Genomic DNA, 14,491 nt, shown 5'->3' with positions numbered 1-14,491 from the left:
GCCTCACCGTCAGGTCGGTTGACCCAGGGGAAGCTGTCCTTCAGGTAAACGAGGCGTATCGATCACTCGGCGGCCTGGAGTTTTGGCCGAACCGGCGTCTTTGCCAGGCGATCGAGCAGCCTTAGGCGCTCTCCAGCGGCCTTTTCGGCACTGGCCTGCTTGACGTGACCATAGCCGCGAATGAGCGCCGGCACCGAGGCAAGTGCTGCCGCGGCCTCGACCTTGCCCGGCGCCAGCGCGCCGGCGACAAGCTCCAGGTCGGCCTCGTATTGCGCAAGAAGCTGCCGTTCCATACGCCTTTCGGTGCTGTAGCAGAACACGTCGAAGACCGTGCCGCGCAAGCCTTTCATCGCCGCCAGCAGGCGGAATCCCTTCATCATCCAGGGACCGAAACTCGACTTCCTCGATTTGCCGTCGTTGCCGCGCCTGCCCATGATCGGCGGCGCGAGATGGAATTCGAGTTTGTCGTAGCTCTGGAACTGCTTCCCCAGTTCGGCGGCGAAGGAGCCGTCGGTGTAGAGCCTTGCCACCTCGTATTCGTCCTTGACCGCCATCAGCTTGAACAGGTTCCTCGCGGCGGCTTCGGTCACAGCAGTCGAACCGGGCACCGCACTGGCTTCGGCCCTGCGCAGCGCGGCCAGTCTGTCGGCGTAGCGCTTGGCATAAGCGGCGTTCTGATAGCCGGTGAGGAAGGCGACCCGGCGGGCGATGATGTCGTCCAGCGTCTCGGCGACAGCGGCGTTCTGTGCAGCCGCGCCCGGCTGGACAACGAGGCCGCGCACGAAATCCGGCTGGTGGGCGGCGCGGCGGCCCCAGCGGAAGGCTGAGACGTTCATCGCCACAGCCTGGCCGTTGAGCTCGATCGCCTTTTCGACTGCCTCGGCTGACAGCGGCAAGCCGCCATGCTGGAAGGCGAAGCCGAGCATGAACATGTTGGCGCCGAGCGAACTGCCGAACAACGCGGTGGCGGTGCGGGTGGCATCGAAGAAATGCGCCTTGTCGTCGCCGGCGGCAGTGCGGATCGCCTTTTTCAGTCGCTCGACAGGCAGCGAGAAATCCGCCGACCGGGTAAACTCGCCGGGCATGATCTCGGCGGTGTTGGCGAGGAAGATCGTGTGGCCCTCACGCGCCGCGGCGAGCACCTTTTGGGCGCCCGACACGACAAGGTCGCAGCCAAGCACAAGGTCTGCCTTCCCCGCCGAAACGCGGATGGCATGGATATCGCCCGGGCTGCGCGCGATGCGGACATGGGTGAACACCGAACCGCCCTTCTGGGCAAGGCCGGCCATGTCGATCATGCCGCAGCCCTTGTCTTCGAGATGGGCCGCCATGCCGAGCACCGCTCCGATGGTGACGACGCCGGTGCCGCCGACGCCGTCGATGATCGCCGCCCAGCCTTGTTCGCCGAGCGGGAATTCAGCGGGCGCGGGCACGCCGTCGAGCGGATCGGTCGTGCCGGCAATACCCTCTGCCTTCCTGATCTTGGCGCCATGCACGGTGACGAAGGACGGACAGAAGCCGTTGATGCAGGAGAGATCCTTGTTGCAGCTCGACTGGTCGATCCTGCGCTTGCGGCCGAATTCGGTCTCGACCGGCTGGATCGACACGCAATTCGACTGCACCCCGCAATCGCCGCAGCCTTCGCAGACCAGTTCGTTGATGAAGACACGCTTGTCGGGATCCGGGAAGGTGCCGCGCTTGCGGCGGCGGCGCTTTTCGGCGGCGCAGGTCTGGTCGTAGATCAGCACGGATGTGCCCCTGACCGCGCGCAATTCGCGCTGGACGAGGTCGAGATCGTCGCGGTGATGGATGGTGGCGCCGGCGGGGAATTCGACCTTGCCGGTATATTTGTCCGGCTCGTCGGTGACGATGGCGATCCGCTCGACGCCCTCGGCCCGCACCTGCCTGGCGATCATGTCCACGGTCAGGCCACCCTCGTGCGGCTGACCGCCGGTCATGGCGACGGCGTCGTTGTAGAGGATCTTGTAGGTGATGTTGGCGTCGGTCGACAGCGCGAAGCGGATCGCCAGCGCTCCAGAGTGGTTGTAGGTACCGTCGCCGAGATTCTGGAAGATGTGATCGCGCTTGGAGAACGGTGCCTGGCCGACCCATTGCGCGCCCTCACCGCCCATCGCGGTGAAACCAACGGTGTTGCGATCCATCCACAGCGCCATGAAATGGCAGCCGATGCCGGCGGCGGCGAGCGAGCCGTCGGGCACCTTGGTCGAGGAATTGTGCGGGCAGCCGGAGCAGAAGAAGGGGGTGCGCGAGGCGATGTCTGGCGTGTCGGCGAGCATCGCCTGGAACTGGCGAAGTCTCGCCACTCGTGCGGCGATTTCGTCCGACGGGCCGATCGTTCGCAAGATTCTCTCGCCGAGCGCGATTGCGATGTCATTGGGGTCGAGCGCGCCCTTGGCCGGGAACAGCCCGTCGCCGCGCTCGTCCTTCTTGCCGACGATGACCGGCTGCATGGCGGTGCCGTAAAGGTTCTCGCGCAGTTGCACCTCGATCAGCGAGCGTTTCTCCTCGATGACGACGATGGCGTCGAGGCCGCGAGCGAAATGGGCGATGTGCTGCAGGTCGAGCGGCCACGGGCAACCGACCTTGAACAGCCTGATACCAATGCGGTTGGCGGCAGTCTCGTCGACGCCGATGTCTTCCAGCGCCTGGCGAACGTCGAGATAGCTCTTGCCGATGGTGACGATGCCAAGCTTCGGGGCACGTCCACCGGAATAAACGATCCGGTTCAGCCCGTTGGCATGGATGAAAGCCGAAGCGGCGGCGCGCTTGTATTCATGCAGCCGCTCCTCCTGGCCGAGCATGTCGATCTCGTTGCGGATGTTGAGGCCGCCGGGCGGCATCTCGAAGTCCGGGGTGACGATATCAAGCCGTTCGAGCGCGGCATCGACCGAAGCCGTCGATTCGATGTTGTCCTTGACGCATTTGATCGCCGCCCACGTGCCGGCGAAACGCGACATGGCAAAGCCGTAAAGCCCATAGTCGATGATCTCCTGGACCCCGGCCGGATTGAGGATCGGCACCATGGTGTCGACGAACAGGAACTCGGTCGCGTGCGCGTTGGTCGAGGATTCGGCCATGTGGTCGTCGCCCATCAGGGCAAGCACGCCGCCATATCTGGACGAGCCGGCGAGGTTGGCATGGCGGAACACGTCGCCGGAGCGATCGACGCCCGGTCCCTTGCCGTACCAGACAGAAAAGACGCCATCATGCGTGCCCTCGCCCAGCAATTCGGCCTGCTGCGATCCCCAGCATGCCGTGGCCGCGAGTTCCTCGTTGAGGCCGGGCTGAAAGACGATGTCCGACCGGGCGAGCTGCTTCCTGGCCTTCCAAAGCTGCATGTCGAGGCCGCCGAGCGGCGAGCCGCGATAGCCGGAGACGAAGCCGGCAGTGTTCAGGCCAGCCCGGCGGTCGCGCTCGCGCTGCATCAGCAGCATGCGGATGACCGCCTGCGCGCCGGAAAGGAAGATGCGCTCCTTTCCCAGGTCGAACTTGTCGTCGAGCGCGACATCATGCAGCGTCATCAGGCATTTCCTGTGCGGAGGCCGCAGTTCGAGCGCAGCCAACGTCGGAGTCGAGTGCCTACAGTCTTTCTTCCCTTGCCGGGGAGGTCAAACAAAATCGAAGGTGCCAGACGGCGCGCAACAAATGATCCGTGCGCGGCCGTGTGGCGCCACGAAACGCCTGTCGGTGAGGATGGCCGAGCACGAAAATTCCGGCGGCGGTCAGTGCGCCGCTGGTGACGCATCATGCAGCCTTTGGGCAACTGAGCTTCGGTTCGCCGGGCAGCTTGCCGTCGACATGGCCGGCCAGGTCCTTGTTGAGCTCGTAGACTGGCCCGACCACGAGAGGCCGGTCGGGCAGGACCGACTGGTCGAGCGAGGACGTCAGTGTCGTCTCGAAACTCTGCAGCAACTTGCCGCTGGAATCCTCGATGCGGATCGACACCGCATAGGGCTTGTTCTTGACGACGCAGGTGAGCGGCGGGCTGGTCAGGGTCACATGCGGCAGCTTCGGCCATATTTTCTGGGTGACGATGATCGGATCACCACCGGCCGGGTTCTGGAAGAAGACCACGGCGACCTGTCCCTCACCCACCGGCCGCAGCGGATTCAGGGTGATGACATAGGTGGCGATGCCCAGCCGGTAGTTGAACTCGAACAGCTTCCCGGAAATGGCGAACAGCTGGTCCTTGCCGGAGTCACGGCAGGCGCCGAGAGCGGCCACCGCGAACAACGCCGCGACGACAATCATCGCGCGCGAAAATCTTTTAGACATTGGTGACCTCCCTCGCCGCGGTCCGGCGGCGATAGTATCGGTTTGCCTTCTGTCGGTTGCCGCACACCGCCATGTCGCACCAGAGGCGGCTGGAATTGCGGCTTTTGTCGACAAACAGCCAGCTGCAGTTCGGACATATCCTCAGCCTGGCGATTGTTTCGCCGCGCAGCAGCGACAGCGCCGAGACCGCAAGCGCCGCCTCGAAGGCAATCGGCGTCGCCGGATTGCCGAACGGTTTTCCGGGCCTCCCGATTTCGGTGCGGCTTTCGGCGAGTCCGTCGGCGCAGGCTTCAAGGAATTCAGGCATGTCTCCGGTGGCGATCGCACCTTCCGAAACCGCACGGCGAAACAGCCGATCGGTCGTCTCCCTGATCGACAGCACCACCGGCGCGATCTTTCCAGGCGCCGGCGCTGCGAGCGGCCTGCCGCCGAGCTCGGCGGCGCGAAAGCCGCTCGCCGCTTCGGCAAAGCGGGCGATCTCGGCCGGATCTTTGAGCCGGTCGAAGGTTTTCTCCGGATCGTTCCGCAAAACGACGGTGTTCGCCGTGTCGAGCGCAAGCATGCCACCGGTGAAGCGGTGCGGAGTCCAGGATACTGCCATATGGCGAATCTAACCGATAAAACGCATTTGACAAGTTAGATACCGGGTGCAACGCTCGTCACGGAGGCGATCGCGATAGCCTAGTCTTGAGAATGTCGTTCGTCCCAAACCGCTGCGCCCCGAATGCGGGGGGCATGCATCGAGGACATTGCATGCTCTATTTCTTCCAGCAGGTTCTGAACGGGCTGCATTCGGGCGCGCTCTACGCATTGCTTGCCTTCGGCTACGTGCTGACCAACGGCATCCTGCACCGCACCAATCTTGCCTATGGGGCGCTGTTCGCCTTTTGCGGGCATACGATGATCCTCACCGCGGCGTTCGGCTATCAGGCGCTGTGGCTGACGCTGTTTGCATCCGTCGCGCTCGGCGTAGCTGCGGCGTTCCTTTATGCGGCGCTGCTCAGCCATGTCTTGTCGCGAAGCATCTTCGAACCGTTGGCCGACCGCTCGCCCAACGCCATCGTGGTGACGACGCTCGGCATATTGCTGGCCCTGTCGGAAGCCAGCCGTATCGCCGCCGAAACCCATGATCTGTGGCTGCCGCCAATGCTGGCCCAGCCCATCATTTTTGCGCGGGGGGCCAATTTCAATGCCACGCTGACGCTCATCCAGTTGCTCGACTGCGCTGTCGTCGCGGCAACTATCGGGCTCGCCGCCTGGGCGTTCGCCCAATCAAGCTTCGGTCGGCGCTGGCGCGCCGTGTCCGACGATCCCAGGGCGGCAGCGATGTGCGGCGTCGATGTTCGCGCGGTGCTTCGGCGTGCGGTGCTTTTCGGCGGCCTTTGCGCGGCACTGGCCGGCGTGCTCGCCGCCTTCTACTACGGCAACATCAGCTTCGGCACAGGGTTGGTCTACGGGCTGAAAATCCTGTTTGTGACGGCGGTGGGCGGCTATCTCTCGCCGTTGCGGGCAGCACTTGGCGCCGCCGCTTTCGGCATGGCCGAATCGCTGTGGGCCGGCTATTTTCCGCTCGAATGGCGCGATGGCTGGATGTATCTGTTCCTCGTCGCCATGCTGGTGCTGATCGGCACCGGCCGCGATCAGGGCAAGATCGCCTGACTGTACCAAGCCTGGGTAGACTTTGGTTGCATGACGTCTACAGCGCGCGCGTCCTCTCGGACGCGAAAAGGCGTTGTAGCACTTTGATTTTGCGCATGATCCCCAGCGAAAATCGATTCCGATTTTCGGGGTCATGCGCCGGGTCAGCCGGCTGTTTCGCCCCCTTCCTCATCTCAAAAGCCCCTTCCTCACCTCACAAGATTGTTTTAGTCGGTCTGCCCTGTGTTGACCCGCCGGGCCACGCACGGCATACCGTTGGGCCACATCGAGGCGGCGGAAAAACAAGCGGGAATTGGCGCGCCGCTGATACTTTGAGTCATGCATCGTGCTTTCCGAAAATCGACACCGATTTTCGGGCCGATGCGTAAAGGGAGGAATGCATGGCAGGGCTGCTCGCTCTATCCAGAACCATTGACCGGGTGAACGAATTCATCGGCAAATGGGTGTCGTGGCTGATCCTGCTGGCAATCCTGGTCAGCGCCGCCAATGCCGTCATCCGCAAGACGTTCGACATGTCGTCGAACGCCTGGCTGGAACTGCAGTGGTATCTGTTCGGCGCCGCATTCATGCTGGCCGCCGCCTACACGCTGAAGCAGAACGACCATATCCGTATCGACATTGTCTACGGCATGTTCTCGCGCCGCGTGCAGCACTGGATAGACCTTCTCGGTCACCTTTTTTTCCTGATGCCGTTCGTGACGCTGATGGTGATCTATTTCGTTCCCTATGTGTCGCTGTCGTTTCGCAGTGGCGAAATGTCGAACAATTCCGGCGGGCTGATCATCTGGCCTGCAAAGGCAATCCTGCTGGCCGGCTTTTTCCTGCTCGCGCTCCAGGGCATCTCCGAGATCATCAAGAAGATCGCCATCATGCGCGGCGACATGGACGATCCGACGCCGTTCATATCGGTGCATGAGCAGGCCGAGCTCGAAGCGAAGGCGCTCGCCGAAGAGGTGCGCTCGTGATCGAGTTCATCGCCCAGAACATGGCGCCGATCATGTTCGCCTCGCTGGTCATCTTCCTGCTGATCGGCTACCCGGTCGCCTTCTCACTCGCCGCCAACGGCCTGCTGTTCTTCTTCATCGGGGTTGTGCTGTCACCCTATTCGGGCGGCTCGATCAATCTCGCCTGGCCGCTGCTGCACGCGCTGCCGGACAATTTCTACGGCAGCCGGGTGATGTCGAACGACACGCTGCTGGCCATCCCGTTCTTCACCTTCATGGGCATCGTGCTCGAGCGATCGGGCATGGCCGAAGACCTGCTCGACACGATCGGCCAATTGTTCGGGCCGATCCGCGGCGGTCTCGCCTATGCTGTGATCTTCGTCGGCGCGCTGCTTGCCGCAACCACGGGGGTGGTGGCTGCCTCCGTCATCGCCATGGGCCTGATCTCGCTGCCGATCATGCTGCGCTACGGCTATGACCGCCGTGTAGCGTCCGGCGTCATTGCCGCATCGGGCACGCTCGCCCAGATCATTCCGCCCTCGCTGGTGCTTATCGTTCTGGCCGACCAGCTCGGCCGCTCGGTCGGCGACATGTATGCGGGCGCGCTGATCCCGGGGCTGGTTCTGACCGGCCTTTACACGACGTACATCGTGATCATGTCGATCGTCCGGCCGAAGTCGATGCCGGCGCTGCCGCTGGAGGCCCGCACGCTCGGCCACGGTGTCCTGTCGCTGCTGTTCGCAGTGTTGGCGGCAGTCGTGGTTTCCTACGCGGCGTATCGCTATCTTGCGCCATCGCAGGGCCAAAACGCCGACATTCTCGGTGCCACCATCGGCGTGATCCTCATCTACGTCGTGGCAATCGCCGACCAGCGCCTGAAGATCAACATGATGTCGCGGCTGGCGCAGCAGGTGATCATCGTGCTGATCCCGCCGCTGGCGCTGATCTTCCTGGTGTTGGGCACCATCTTCCTGGGCATCGCCACACCGACCGAGGGCGGCGCCATGGGCGCTGTCGGCGCGCTGATCATGGCGGCGATGAAGGGGCGGCTGTCGCTGGACGTGATCAAGCAGGCACTGGCGTCGACGACGCGTCTGTCGTCCTTCGTGCTGTTCATCCTGATCGGGGCGCGGGTGTTCTCGCTCACCTTCTACGGCGTCAACGGCCATATCTGGGTTGAACACCTCCTGACATCGTTGCCGGGCGGCGAAGTCGGGTTCCTGATCGGCGTCAACATCCTCGTCTTCTTGCTCGCCTTCTTCCTCGATTTTTTCGAGCTCGCCTTCATCATCGTGCCGCTTTTGGCGCCGGCCGCCGACAAGCTCGGGATCGACCTGATCTGGTTCGGCGTGCTGCTCGGCGTCAACATGCAGACCAGCTTCATGCATCCACCCTTCGGCTTCGCACTGTTCTATCTGCGTTCGGTCGCCGCCCGCGTGCCCTATCTCGATCGCCTCACCGGCAAGAAGATCGCGCCGGTGACCACCGGCCAGATCTATTGGGGCGCGGTTCCCTTCGTTTGCATCCAGGTCATCATGATCGGCCTGACCATCGCCTTCCCGCAGATGGTGATGCACTACAAGGGCACGGCAGTGGACCCAGGCACGATCGATTATCAGGTGCCGGAAACGCCGAGCCTGTCGCCACTCGGCGCACCTCCGGCGGATGGCGGCACGGCGCCGACCGCGCCCGCACCAGACCTGTCGCAACCGCCGAATTTCGGCGAAACGCCGCCTGCCAAGCCAGCAGCGCCAGCAACCGATCTGTCCCAACCACCGAGTTTCAATTGATGCCGGAGGCGTAACAAAGATGAAAGCGGTGCGGCTGGAGGGCGTGGGCAGCATTGCCCTGCGCGAGGTCGGCAAACCGTCCGCCGGACCGGACGATCTCCTGGTGCGGATCGAGGCATGCGGCGTCTGCGGCACCGACCGGCATCTTTTCCATGGCGAATTTCCCTGTACGCCGCCGGTGACGCTCGGACATGAATTCTCCGGGATCGTCGAGGCGACTGGAACCGCTGTGTCCGGCTTTTCGGTCGGCGATCGCGTTACCGGCGATCCCAACATCGCCTGCGGGCACTGCCCGCACTGCCACGCGGGTCGCATCAATCTCTGCCATAATCTAGTTGCCATCGGCATCCGCCGCGACGGCGGCTTCGCCGAATATGTCGTGCTGCCTCAGAAGCAGGCCATTCTCCTTCCGAAAGACCTGAGGCCGACGCATGGCGCGTTCTGCGAGCCGCTTGGCTGCTGCCTGCATGGCGTGGACCTGGCGCAGATCAGACCCGGCTCCTCGGTCGCCGTGCTTGGCGGCGGGGTGATCGGCCTGCTCACCGTGCAACTGGCGAGGCTTGCCGGCGCGACGACAATCATCCTGTCGACGCGCCAGGCCTCGCGGCGCGCCCTTGCAGGAGAATTGGGCGCAACGGTGACGGTCGACCCCAGCGCTTGCGATATCATCGACACGGTCTTCGGTCCGTCGGGCCTCATGCCGGGCGGCGTCGATGTGGTGTTCGAATGTGCCGGCGTAAGAGAGACGGTCGAACAATCGATGCGGCTGGCCAAAGCCGGCGGTACGGTGGTCGTCGTCGGCGTGACACCTCAAGGCATGAAGGCCGAGTTCGAGCCTTTCAACCTGTTGTTCCGGGAATTGAAGGTGCTCGGCTCGTTCCTCAATCCGTTTACGCATCGCCGGGCCGCCGATCTCATCGCCTCGGGTGCGATCGAGATCGACAAGCTCATCTCACGGCAGGTGACGCTGGAGGAGGCGGCTGCGGTGATCGCCAATCCGCCTGCGCCAGGCGAAGTCAAGGTGCTGGTGGTGCCGCGCTGATCAGGCAAATCGAAATGTGACGGCGCAACGCGTCCGAAGAGCGCGTGGCGCCGTAACTGTTGTCAGAGCTTGCCGGTGCGCTGCTGGACCATCATGAAGGTGTCGTAATTGTACTCGGCCACCTGCGCCCAGAGATAGTGCTCCTTGCGGAAGGCCTTGATCGAGTCCCATATCTTCTTGAACGGCGCGTTCGAAGCTTCCATCTCGGCATAGACCTCGTTCGCCTTTTCGGAGCAGGCTGCCAAGATTTCCGGGCTGAACGGGCGCAATTTGGCGCCCGCGGACACCAGCCGCCTCACGGCCGCCGGATTCAGAAAGTCGTATTTCTGCAGCATGTTGGCGTCGGCGGCCTGCGCCGCGGTGTGCACCAGCGCCTTGTAGGCCGGCGAAAGCTCCTCGTATTTTGCCTTGTTGAACATCAGATGGACGGTCGGCCCGCCTTCCCACCAGCCAGGATAATAATAATTGGGCGCGACCTTGTAGAAGCCGAGCTTCTCATCGTCATAAGGGCCGACCCATTCGGCGGCGTCGATGGTGCCTTTTTCCAGCGCTGGATAGATATCGCCGCCGGCGATCTGCTGCGGCACGACGCCGAGCCTTTGCACCACTTTGCCGGCAAAGCCACCGATGCGCATCTTGAGGCCCGAAAGGTCGGCGACGGTGTTGATTTCCTTGCGGAACCAGCCGCCCATCTGCACGCCGGTATTGCCACCGGGCAGGCCAAAAAGGCCCTGCGTGGCCAGAAACTCGTTGAACAGGTCGATGCCGCCGCCGTGGTAATGCCAGGCATTGATGCCGCGCGCGTTGAGCGAGAACGGAACCGCGGCACCCAAAGCCCATGTCGGGTCCTTGCCCCAATAATAATATGCCACCGTATGGCAGGCCTCGACGGTGCCGGCGGTGGTGGCATCCGCGACCTGCAGGCCGGGCACCAGTTCACCGGCAGCGAAGACCTGGACCTGGAAGTTGCCGTCGGTCGCCTCCGAAAGCATCTTGGAAAAGACCTCGGCGCCACCATAGATCGTATCGAGGGATTTCGGGAAGGACGACGCCAGGCGCCATGTCACTTTCGGATTGGTTTGGGCGATAGCCGGCGCTGCAAGCGCCGCCGTAGCCGCCGCAGCGCCGACACCGGTCACACCGGCCTTGCGGATGAATGATCGACGATCCATGAAGTCCTCCCTATTGGATCAACAGACCGACGTTCGGGAGATGCTCTGTGCCCCGGATCGGCTTCGCGGCAAACAATACACGGGCAAGAAGTCGAGTCTAGCCATGGGAGCCGGTTTTGCCGGCGGCGTTTTCGCGAAAAACGCGGCGCGAACGCACCTCCTGCAACTTAAGTCTAACGCCCCTTCCGTGGCCCATGCGACATGCCGAACTTGTCATGGCAAAGCGCCGTCGGATCGCCTATTTTAAAGGCAGAACATATCCTTGCACTGAATAGACTCGGATCAAAAATGCAGCAGCCGCTAGTCGCCATATCGACCGATGTCCGCCAGTTCGACAACTACACCTGGCATGCCGCTCCGCAGCAATATCTGGAGGCGGCGCTTTCGGCCGCCGGCGTGTTCCCGGTGCTGGTGCCGTCCTTCGGCGACCGGCTCGATTTCGATGAACTCCTGTCATCAGTCGACGGCGTCATGATCACCGGCTCGAAGTCCAACGTGCATCCCACGCTCTATGGCGGCGATGCCAGCGAGGCCAACGGCCCCTACGATCCGGCCCGCGACGCCACGACGCTGCCGCTGATCCGCAAGGCAGTGGAGCGCGGCGTGCCGCTGCTCGCCATCTGCCGCGGCATCCAGGAGATGAATGTGGCGCTGGGCGGCACGCTGGCCACAGAAATCCAGGAGCGCGAGGGATCGCTGGACCATCGCGCACCGGCGAGCGACAATCAGGACGAACGCTTCGCCATCCGCCAGACCATTTCGATCAAGCCCGCAAGCTGCCTCGCCGGCGTGTTCGGGGCGGGCGACATCATGGTCAACTCGGTGCATCGCCAGGCGATCGACCGGCTCGGCCCGAAGTTGCAGATAGAGGCTGTCGCCACCGACGGCACGGTCGAGGCGGTTTCGGTGCGGGACGCCCGTGCCTTCGCCGTGGGCGTCCAATGGCATCCCGAATACTGGGTCAATTCGGACAGCGTCTCGGCAAAGATCTTCCGCGCCTTCGGCGACGCGGTGCGCCTGCACGCCACGGCGAAATCCGGCGCGCGCACTGCCGCGGAATAATTCAGCCGTCGGGCGTCAACGTCGATCGCTGCTGGCCGCCAGCGACAGCAGCGGCAGAGTTGGTGCGTAGGATTCATAACCGTCGCCGTCGGCGACGCCGAACGTGACGATCGGGTCGATGCCGTTCACGCTGAAGATGACCGTGCCGTCATCCTGCTCACGCCAGAATTTCGCGCGCTCGATGCCAGGCAAAACCCGGCGGCAATTCGCAGTGACCGTCAACAGAGACAGGCCTTGTGCAACCTCAGTGCCGCGCTTGACCGCGCAGGACGCTTCGTCGCCATTGGCCACCAGCCTGTAATCGCCGGGCGACTGCGTTGAGTGATCGGCTGTGCGGCCTTCGCCGCTGCCGCCGTGAAACAGGTGAACGCTGCCGAACAGCGCCGCCACCGATATCAATGCAGCAAGTGCTTTCATCTGCGTTCTCCGCGTGTTTGGCGATAGATAAAAAATGATTTCAAAGCGTTAAGCCGACGTTAACAAATAGGAAAGCTTGCCGCTCAGCTGCGCGCCTTGACCTTTTCCGTTTCCGGCACCGGCGTCAGCGCCCTCCCTTCCGAAAACCAGGAAACCAGATTGTCGACGCACAGATCGGCCATGGCGCGGCGGGTATGTTCCGAAGCCGAGCCGACATGCGGCAAAAGCGATGTGTTGGGAGCGGCGAGCAGCGCTGGCGGCACGTTCGGCTCGTCGGCGAAGACGTCGAGCCCGGCAGCGGCGATGGTGCCATTGGCCAGGGCTGCCGCAAGTGCTGCCTCGTCCACCGTGCTGCCGCGGCCGATATTGACGAAGACGCCATTCGGGCCGAGAGCCGACAGTATCTCGGCATTGACCGCCTTTTCCGTCGAGGCGCCGCCGGGCGCCACCGAGATCAGCGTATCCACCGCCTCGGCGAGGCCTTTCAGCGTGCCGTGGTATTCATAGGACAGGCCTTCGACCTGGCGCCGGTTGTGATAGGCGATCGGCAGCCCGAAGGCCTCCAGCCGGCGCGCAATGGCAATGCCGATGCGGCCCATGCCGAAAATACCGACACGACGGCCGCGCAAGGTCAGCCGGCTCAAGCGATAGTTGCCGTCGCGCGCCCAACTGCCGTCGCGCAGCCAGGTCTCGGCGCGCGGCAACTCGCGGATGGTATTGATCAGCAGGCCGAGAGCCGTGTCCGCGACCTCCTCGGTCAGCACGTCAGGCGTGTTGGTGACCATGACACCGCGCTGCGCTGCGTGACGGGCATCGACCGAATCATAGCCGACGCCGAAATTGGCGATGATCTCGAGATTCGGCAGCGCGTCGATGAGGGCTGCATTGATCCCGCCAAAGGCGGCAATGCCGCGCACCGACCGGCGCAGCTCGTCGGTGACCAGCGACGCTTCCGGCCGTTCGATCCAGACGCGGCTGAACATTCGATCGATGCGGCCGACCGCATGGTCGTTGAATTGGCCCGGCACCAGAATGGCGACTGCTTGCTGCTGTTCGGCTTTTGTCATGCACGCTCCACCGGTTTGCCGGTCGACTGACGCACATGCAGTTCCGGCTTGATCAGTTCCTGCGACGGCCGCACCATCTGCCCATTGAGCTTGTCGAGCAGCGCGCTGGCGGCGCGGCGGCCGACTTCACGCTGGCCGTTCCAGACGGTGGTCAGCGCCGGCGTTGCGATCGCCGCCTCCTCGAGATCGTCATAGCCGGTTACGGATATGTCAATGCCCGGCACCAGCCCGGCGCGTGCAATACCGTTCATCAGGCCGATGGCGACAAGGTCGTTCCAGCAGCAGGCCGCGGTCGGCTTGTCCTTCAGCGACAAGAACTGGCCGGCCGCTTCGAACCCGGCCTGTTTGGTGCGCGGACCGGCGATGCGCCAGGACGGCCTGACCTCCAGCCCGGCCGCCTCCATGGCGTTGACATAGCCCTGGTAGCGGTCACGGCCGGTCGAGGTCTGGTCGGTGCCGCCGACCATGGCGATGCGCTTGTGGCCGAGCGAGATCAGATGGTTGGTGGCAAGCCCGGTGCCGTAGGCATCGTCGCCGCGAAACACCGGCACGTCGGCGCCTTCGACGGTGCGTGCGATCAGCACCGCCGGCAGGCCGTTTTCCTCGGCCATCAAGATGTCTTCGGGCGGCGTGCCGATGGCCGGCGACATGATGACGCCGTCGGCGCCGAGCTGCAAAAGCGTGTCGATGAAGGTGCGCTGCTTTTCGAGCTGGTCGTAGTGGTTCGACAGGATGAAGGTCTGCCGGCTGCGATCAAGCTCGCTTTCGATCGAGCGCAGTATCTCGGCGAAGAACGGGTTCATGATGTCGTGAACGACGACGCCGACGATGCCCGAACGCGAGGTGCGCAGGCTGGCGGCGCGGCGATTGTAGATATAGCCGATGGCGCGGGCATGTTCCTTGATGCGGTCGCGGGTGCCGCCGGCAACCAGCGGACTGTCGCGCAGGGCCAGCGAAACCGTGGCCGTGGACACGCCGAGTGCATCCGCGATCGTCGAAAGCTTAATCTTCTGTGCCAGCGCCTTGCGCTCCCCGACGATCT

Annotated in this window: 12 protein-coding genes; 5 read left to right on the top strand and 7 right to left on the bottom strand. The window is 63.6% G+C overall.

Translation table 11 applies throughout. From position 1 onward, the window contains the following. Positions 1–62: 62 nt before the first annotated feature. The 3 genes from AC0L3N_RS00910 to AC0L3N_RS00900 all read right to left on the bottom strand — a co-directional run bounded on the left by AC0L3N_RS00910 (position 63) and on the right by AC0L3N_RS00900 (position 4,897). The gene (locus tag AC0L3N_RS00910; RefSeq protein ID WP_473544905.1) at positions 63–3,542 is read right to left on the bottom strand and encodes an indolepyruvate ferredoxin oxidoreductase family protein; all 3,480 of its coding nucleotides are present in this window, start codon (positions 3,540–3,542) and stop codon (positions 63–65) included. 223 nt (positions 3,543–3,765) lie between these two features. Next, complete coding sequence (locus AC0L3N_RS00905; RefSeq protein ID WP_473544903.1) at positions 3,766–4,296, bottom strand: hypothetical protein; 531 nt, start codon at positions 4,294–4,296, stop codon at positions 3,766–3,768. Beyond that, on the bottom strand, positions 4,289–4,897 hold the full coding sequence (locus AC0L3N_RS00900; protein ID WP_473544901.1) for a CGNR zinc finger domain-containing protein: 609 nt from the start codon (positions 4,895–4,897) through the stop codon (positions 4,289–4,291). Before AC0L3N_RS00900 ends, AC0L3N_RS00905 begins: the two co-directional genes overlap by 8 nt. A gap of 152 nt (positions 4,898–5,049) precedes the next feature. Between AC0L3N_RS00900 and AC0L3N_RS00895 the strand changes: the two genes are divergently transcribed. The 4 genes from AC0L3N_RS00895 (at position 5,050) to AC0L3N_RS00880 (ending at position 9,731) form a co-directional block, all read left to right on the top strand. Beyond that, the gene (locus AC0L3N_RS00895) at positions 5,050–5,955 is read left to right on the top strand and encodes a branched-chain amino acid ABC transporter permease (protein ID WP_473544899.1); all 906 of its coding nucleotides are present in this window, start codon (positions 5,050–5,052) and stop codon (positions 5,953–5,955) included. A 380-nt stretch (positions 5,956–6,335) separates the two neighbouring features. Further along, positions 6,336–6,920, top strand: a complete 585-nt coding sequence (locus tag AC0L3N_RS00890; RefSeq protein WP_095493902.1) for a TRAP transporter small permease subunit — start codon at positions 6,336–6,338, stop codon at positions 6,918–6,920. Continuing rightward, positions 6,917–8,689 (top strand): TRAP transporter large permease, encoded by a 1,773-nt coding sequence (locus AC0L3N_RS00885; RefSeq protein WP_208867593.1) that lies wholly within the window; start codon positions 6,917–6,919, stop codon positions 8,687–8,689. The genes AC0L3N_RS00890 and AC0L3N_RS00885 overlap by 4 nt, the downstream gene beginning before the upstream one ends. A gap of 19 nt (positions 8,690–8,708) precedes the next feature. Beyond that, positions 8,709–9,731 carry a zinc-dependent alcohol dehydrogenase family protein gene (locus AC0L3N_RS00880; protein ID WP_123146338.1) on the top strand — a complete coding sequence of 341 codons (1,023 nt, stop codon included), beginning with the start codon at positions 8,709–8,711 and terminating at the stop codon, positions 9,729–9,731. 62 nt (positions 9,732–9,793) lie between these two features. Here AC0L3N_RS00880 and AC0L3N_RS00875 read toward each other — a convergent pair whose 3' ends face one another. Continuing rightward, positions 9,794–10,903 (bottom strand): TRAP transporter substrate-binding protein, encoded by a 1,110-nt coding sequence (locus AC0L3N_RS00875; protein WP_473544897.1) that lies wholly within the window; start codon positions 10,901–10,903, stop codon positions 9,794–9,796. 288 nt (positions 10,904–11,191) lie between these two features. Here AC0L3N_RS00875 and AC0L3N_RS00870 point away from each other — a divergent pair, with 288 nt between their 5' ends. Next, positions 11,192–11,965, top strand: coding sequence for a gamma-glutamyl-gamma-aminobutyrate hydrolase family protein (locus AC0L3N_RS00870; RefSeq protein WP_123146336.1), 774 nt, complete (start codon positions 11,192–11,194; stop codon positions 11,963–11,965). Positions 11,966–11,980: 15 nt separating this feature from the next. Here AC0L3N_RS00870 and AC0L3N_RS00865 read toward each other — a convergent pair whose 3' ends face one another. From AC0L3N_RS00865 to AC0L3N_RS00855, 3 genes are all read right to left on the bottom strand, one after another. Beyond that, positions 11,981–12,382, bottom strand: coding sequence for a hypothetical protein (locus AC0L3N_RS00865; RefSeq protein WP_473526200.1), 402 nt, complete (start codon positions 12,380–12,382; stop codon positions 11,981–11,983). 83 nt (positions 12,383–12,465) lie between these two features. Then, positions 12,466–13,449 (bottom strand): 2-hydroxyacid dehydrogenase, encoded by a 984-nt coding sequence (locus tag AC0L3N_RS00860; protein WP_473544895.1) that lies wholly within the window; start codon positions 13,447–13,449, stop codon positions 12,466–12,468. Continuing rightward, positions 13,446–14,468, bottom strand: coding sequence for a LacI family DNA-binding transcriptional regulator (locus AC0L3N_RS00855; RefSeq protein ID WP_473545260.1), 1,023 nt, complete (start codon positions 14,466–14,468; stop codon positions 13,446–13,448). The genes AC0L3N_RS00860 and AC0L3N_RS00855 overlap by 4 nt, the downstream gene beginning before the upstream one ends. Between the last annotated feature and the right edge of the window lie 23 nt (positions 14,469–14,491).

It is taken from the genome of Mesorhizobium sp. WSM4807 (genome assembly GCF_055811615.1).
This window is presented reverse-complemented; position numbering and strand designations above follow the sequence as displayed.